5 protein-coding genes and 1 pseudogene are annotated in these 5,107 nt (G+C 71.0%); all 6 read right to left on the bottom strand.

The window, feature by feature from the left end:
* On the bottom strand, window positions 1-1,371 hold a 1,371-nt coding region (locus tag VF536_RS27130; protein WP_331618059.1), incomplete at its 3' end, for a response regulator.
* On the bottom strand, window positions 1,368-2,261 hold the full coding sequence (locus tag VF536_RS27125) for a sensor histidine kinase (protein ID WP_331618058.1): 894 nt from the start codon (window positions 2,259-2,261) through the stop codon (window positions 1,368-1,370). The genes VF536_RS27130 and VF536_RS27125, both read right to left, overlap by 4 nt.
* A 59-nt stretch (window positions 2,262-2,320) precedes the next feature.
* A complete protein-coding gene (locus VF536_RS27120; RefSeq protein ID WP_331618057.1) occupies window positions 2,321-3,412 on the bottom strand; it encodes an ATP-binding protein in 1,092 nt (363 codons plus the stop codon).
* A 2-nt stretch (window positions 3,413-3,414) separates the two neighbouring features.
* On the bottom strand, window positions 3,415-3,825 hold the full coding sequence (locus VF536_RS27115) for an anti-sigma regulatory factor (RefSeq protein ID WP_331618056.1): 411 nt from the start codon (window positions 3,823-3,825) through the stop codon (window positions 3,415-3,417).
* 80 nt (window positions 3,826-3,905) lie between these two features.
* A pseudogene (locus VF536_RS27110) lies at window positions 3,906-4,262 on the bottom strand (STAS domain-containing protein); the annotation flags it as partial.
* On the bottom strand, window positions 4,259-5,107 hold an 849-nt coding region (locus VF536_RS27105; RefSeq protein WP_331618055.1), incomplete at its 5' end, for an STAS domain-containing protein. The gene VF536_RS27105 and the pseudogene VF536_RS27110, both read right to left, overlap by 4 nt.

The following is a 5,107-nucleotide window of genomic DNA, read 5'->3' as shown; positions in this document are numbered from 1 at the left end:
GTCGCTCTGCGTGAAGCGGTCGAAGACATGCGGCAGGAACTCGGGCGCGATGCCCTGGCCCTCGTCGCGGACCTCGACCACCACGCCCGCGTCCTGTGCGCGCAGCGACAGCGTGATCGCGCTGCCGCGCGGCGAGAACTTGGCCGCATTGCCCATCAGGTTCCAGATCACCTGCTGCAGCCGGCCGCTGTCGGCCAGCAGCACGGTGGCCTCGTCGCGCAGGTCGAGCGCGATCCGGTGCCCGCTGCCGTCGAGGTTGTGCTGGATCACGGCCACCGCCGCGCGCAGCACCTCGCCGGCCTCGACGCGTTCGCGCGTCAGCGGCAGCTTGCCGATGTTCAGGCGCGACATGTCCAGGATGTCCGTGATCATCCGCGCCTGGATCGACACGTTGCGGTCGATCGCCGCCAGGCCCTTGGCCAGCAGCTCCGGCGGGCTGTGCCGCTGCAGCACGTGCGTCCAGCCCATGATCGCGTTGAGCGGCGTGCGCAGCTCGTGCGACAGCACCGCGATCAGGTCGTCCTTCATCCGCGAGAGCGCCTCGGCCTCGCTGCGCGCGCTGCGCTCGCGGTCGAGCAGCTCCTGGCGCTGCCGCGCGAGCAGCTGCTGCTGCGAGATGTCCGCGGCCATCGCCATGCACACGCCGGGCTCGATCGGCGGCGAGGCGGTCCACTCGACGGGCACGCTCGATCCGTCGTTCGATCGCAGCGGAAACTCGGCCTGCAGCCCGTCGGTGCCCAGCGCCCTCACGAAGGCCAGCGCGGCGGGCTGCTCCGCCTCGTCGACGAAGTCGGTCAGCGGCCGGCCGATGACGGCCTCGCCCTCGTCCGGCCCCAGGCCGAGCAGCGCGAGCATCGCCGGATTCGCTTCCAGCACCGTGCCGTCGCCGGCCTTCAGCAGGCAGATGCCGCCGGGCGCCTGGGCGTAGACGGCGCGGAACTTGGCCTCGCTGCCGCGCATCGCGTCCTCGGCCGCGCGCGTGCGCACCAGCGCCTGGATCGTCGAGATCAGCACCGCCGGTTCCACCGGATGCGTGAGGTAGGCGTCGGCGCCGGCATCCAGGCCGCGCACCTTGTCTTCATCGGTCAGGTAGGCGGCCGTCAGGTGGATCACCGGCAGCCGGAAGGTGCTGACCTGCGCGCGCAGACGCTGGCACAGTTCGAAGCCGTCGATGTCGGGCAGGTGGATGTCGAGCACGACGGCCGACAGACCCTGGTCCGCGATCCGGAGCGCCTCCGCGCCGGTGGCCGCTTCCACCGTGGGGAAACCGGCCGCGGAGAGCTGGCGCACCGTCGTGTAGCGGCCGACCGGGTCGTCGTTGACGACCAGCACGCGATGCTGCGAACGATCGATGAAACGCGCCTCGCTCATGCGTCGGGCACCTCCGTGGCGACTCCCGGCAGGCGCAGCGGCAGCGTCACCGAGAACACCGAACCCACGCCCGGCTCGCTGCGCAGCCCGACGCGGCCGCCCAGCAGTTCCGCCAGCCGCTTGCTCAGCGACAGGCCCAGGCCCGTGCCGCGCAGCCGCTTCTGGATCGGCGAGCCGATCTGCGTGAAGTCCTGGAAGATCGCGTCGTGGAACTCCGGCGCGATGCCGATGCCGGTGTCGGCGACGGAGAAGGTGATCTCGTCCTCGCCCGGGATGCCGGACGCGCCCGGGGTGACGACCGCGCTCACGCGCACCTCGCCCTGCGCGGTGAATTTCAGCGCGTTGGAGATGTAGTTGCGCAGGATCTGCGACAGCTTGGCGTCGTCGGTGAAGAGCTGCGCGACGCCTTGCGGCTCCTCGAAGACCAGCTGCACGTCCGGGTTGACCAGCACCGGCTTGAACATGCCGCGCAGCGCCGCGAAGAGGTCGACCAGCTCGAACCAGGCCGGCGACACGTCGATGCGGCCGGCCTCGACCTTGGCCAGGTCGAGCAGGTCGTTGACCATGTCGGCAAATTCTTCCGAGGTGGTGCGGATGAAGGTGATCTGCTTTTCCTGCTCGTCGGTCAGGGGCCCGTCGACGCGGTCCAGCAGCAGCCGCGTCAGGCTGCGGATCGACGAGATCGGGGTGCGGAACTCGTGGCTCATGTAGGCCAGGAAGCGGCTCTTGAGCTCGGTGGCCTGGCGCAGCTGCTGCGCCTGCGTGTCGAGCTCCGCGTAGAGCGCGAGCACGCCGCGGTTGGTCTCGTCGAGCTCCGCCTGCAGCGCTTCCACCTGCGCCTGGGACGTGCTCAGCGCGTCGCGCAGGGTGGCGGGGTCGTCGGTGGGCATCGTGTCCTTCCTGGGCCTGTCAGGCGGGTTCAAGCGGGTTCAAGCGGGTTCAAGCGGGTTCATGCGTGGCGGCGACGCACCACGACGACGGTCGCGTCGTCCTTGCCGCGCAGGTGATCCCGCAGGATCCATCCGGCGATCACGGCGGGGTCGGCCTGCAGCAGGCCCGGGGTGTCCTCCAGCGACCAGCGGGTGACGATGCCGTCGGAATGCAGCACCAGCACCGCATGCGCCGGCCAATCGTAGACGACATCCTGCAGGCGGCGGATCTGCAGGCCGAGCGTGCCGTGCTGGGACAGCAGCGTCCGGTCGGACACGCCCGAGATCAGGCGGCCGGAGATGTTGCCCGCGCCGGCGAACAGCAGCGGGCCGTCCGGCGTGAACGACAGGGCGGCCGACGCGGCGCCGCGCGTGCTGCGCAGGCTGTCGTGGGACCGTTCGAGGAAAGCCGCCGGCGAGCCCAGGTGGCCGGCGTCCGCACGCGCGAGCAGCGTCATGAGCTTGTCCGCCGCTTCGGCCGCGTCGATGCCGTGGCCCAGTCCGTCGGCCGCGGCCAGCGACCAGCGGTCGCCGTCCCGGCGCAGCGCCCACGCATCGCCGCTGACGGTCTCGCCCGGGGCGGCCAGCGACAGGCCGGCGACGTCGAAGGCGCCATTGGTCGCACTGTTGGTCGCACTGTTGGTCGCGCCGTTGGTCGCGCCGTTGGTGGCGCCGTTGGTGGCGGGCGCGCCCAGGCGGCTCCGGTCGGTGCGCGGCCCGAAGCGCGCGGCCAGGACGGTGCCTCGCTGCGGCGCAGAGAACCCGCCGAAGCGGTCGGCCATGCGCCGGATCGCCCCGAGTCCGGTCCCGGACGTGCCGCCGGTGCTGTAGCCGTCCTGCAGACATCGCGACAGGTCCATGCCGTCGCCGCGGTCCAGCGACAGCACCTGCACGCCGAGGCCGTCCGTCTCATCGACGCCGACCAGCAGCGCCGCCTGACGCCCGGGCCCGACGTGCCGGAACAGGTTGGTGCCGAGTTCGGTCACCGCCAGCGCGAGCCGGCCGGCGGATTCCTCGTCGAAAGCAAGTTCGCCCGCAAGCGCCAGCGCGGCACGGCGGGCTTCGCCCACCTGACTCGCGTCGTCGATGGGGAAGCGTCGGAACGCGCGCACGGCTACTTCCAGCGCGTGATCGTCACGCGCGTCCCGCGGCCTGGCGCGGAATCGAGTTCGAAGTCGTTGACCAGCCGCTTGCTGCCCGACAGGCCCATGCCCATGCCGTTGCCCGAGGTCCATCCATCCTTCATCGCCAGCTCCAGATCCGCAATCCCGGGTCCCTGATCGACGAAGGCAAGCCGCAGGCCCGTCTTCACGCCGGCCTGGACGATGGCCCATTCCATGTCGCCGCCGCCGCCGTAGACGAGGGTGTTGCGCGACAGCTCGCTGGCCGCGGTGATCATCTTGGTCTGGTCGACCAGCGAGAACTTCAGTTCCTGGGTGAGCTTGCGCACCAGCTGGCGCGACAGGACGATGTCGGGCTCGCCGCGGATGGGCAGCGAACCCGACGTGGCGGGAGACGCCGTCACCGGCCGGACCTCGCGTCGATGGCGTCGCCGGCACCGGCACCGGCACCGGCATCCAGGTTGGTCTCGAGCTCGGCGTCGGTCTCATCGGCGTGGCGCAGCAGCTCCATGCCGCGTTCGACGTTGAGCGCGGTGCGCACGCCGTGCAGCGTCAGGCCCAGTTCCACCAGCGTGATCGCGACCGCCGGCTGCATGCCGACGACGACCGAATTCGCGCCCAGCACCTTGGCGATGCTGGAGATGCCGGCCAGCATGCGGCCGATGAAGGAGTCGACGATCTCCAGGGCGGAGATGTCGATGAGCACCCCGGTGGCGCCGGTGTCCTGGATCCTGTTGGCGAGGTCGTCCTGCAGCGCGAGCGCGGTCTGGTCCTGCAGGTCGACCTGGATGGTGACCAGCAGGGTCCTGCCCATGCGCAGGATGGGGATGCGCGTCGTCATGCCGCGCCCGTGAAGCCGCCCGCGCCCGCGGTCGGCCGGCCCTTGGTGACGACGAAGCCGGTGCGCTTCAAGGCCACCGCCAGCGCATCGGCCAGCGTCGCCTTGGTCGTGATGCCTTCCAGGTCGATGCCCAGGTGCACGATGGTCTGCGCGATCTGCGGGCGGATGCCGCTGATGATCGCGTCGGCGCCCATCAGCCGGATCGCGGTGACGGTCTTGAGCAGATGCTGCGCGACCAGGGTGTCGACGGTCGGCACGCCGGTGATGTCGATGATGGCCAGGGCCGAGCCGGTCTCGACGATGCGCTGCAGCAGCGCCTCCATCACCAGCTGCGTGCGGCCGCTGTCCAGCGTGCCGATCATGGGCACGGCCAGCACGCCCTCCCAGAGCTTCACGACCGGCGTCGACAGTTCCAGCAGCTCCTGCTGCTGGCGGCCGATGATCTCCTCGCGGCTGCGTTGGTAGGTCGTGACGGTGTACTGCGCCATGTTGTCCAGCAGCGAGGAGATCGCCCAGATCGCGTCGCCCAGGGTGGCGGCGTCGCCGGCGAACTTGCGCTGCACGCCGGCAAAGAGCGGCTTCTTCAGCGCCAGCACGAAGCGGCTGGTGTCGGCGGCGGTCGAGCCCTGCGCGGCGCGCGAGGCCGACAGCTGGCCGAGGACCGCGCGCACGTTCGTCCAGGCCGCGTCGTCGAAGTTGTCCGTGCTGCCGTTGGCGCGCACGCCGCCCAGGATCGCGTTCAGCAGCTCGCCGGTCTCGCGGACCTCGGTGGACAGCCCGCGGCCGCCGCCGGACGCGGCCAGCTCGGCCTGCCATTCGGCCAGGACTTGATCGCGGTGGACGGA

The organism is Roseateles sp. (genome assembly GCF_036486225.1).
Classification (GTDB): Bacteria; Pseudomonadota; Gammaproteobacteria; order Burkholderiales; family Burkholderiaceae_C; genus Roseateles.
Note: the sequence above shows the minus strand (reverse complement) of the source record. Positions and strands in the feature narration are given on the sequence as shown.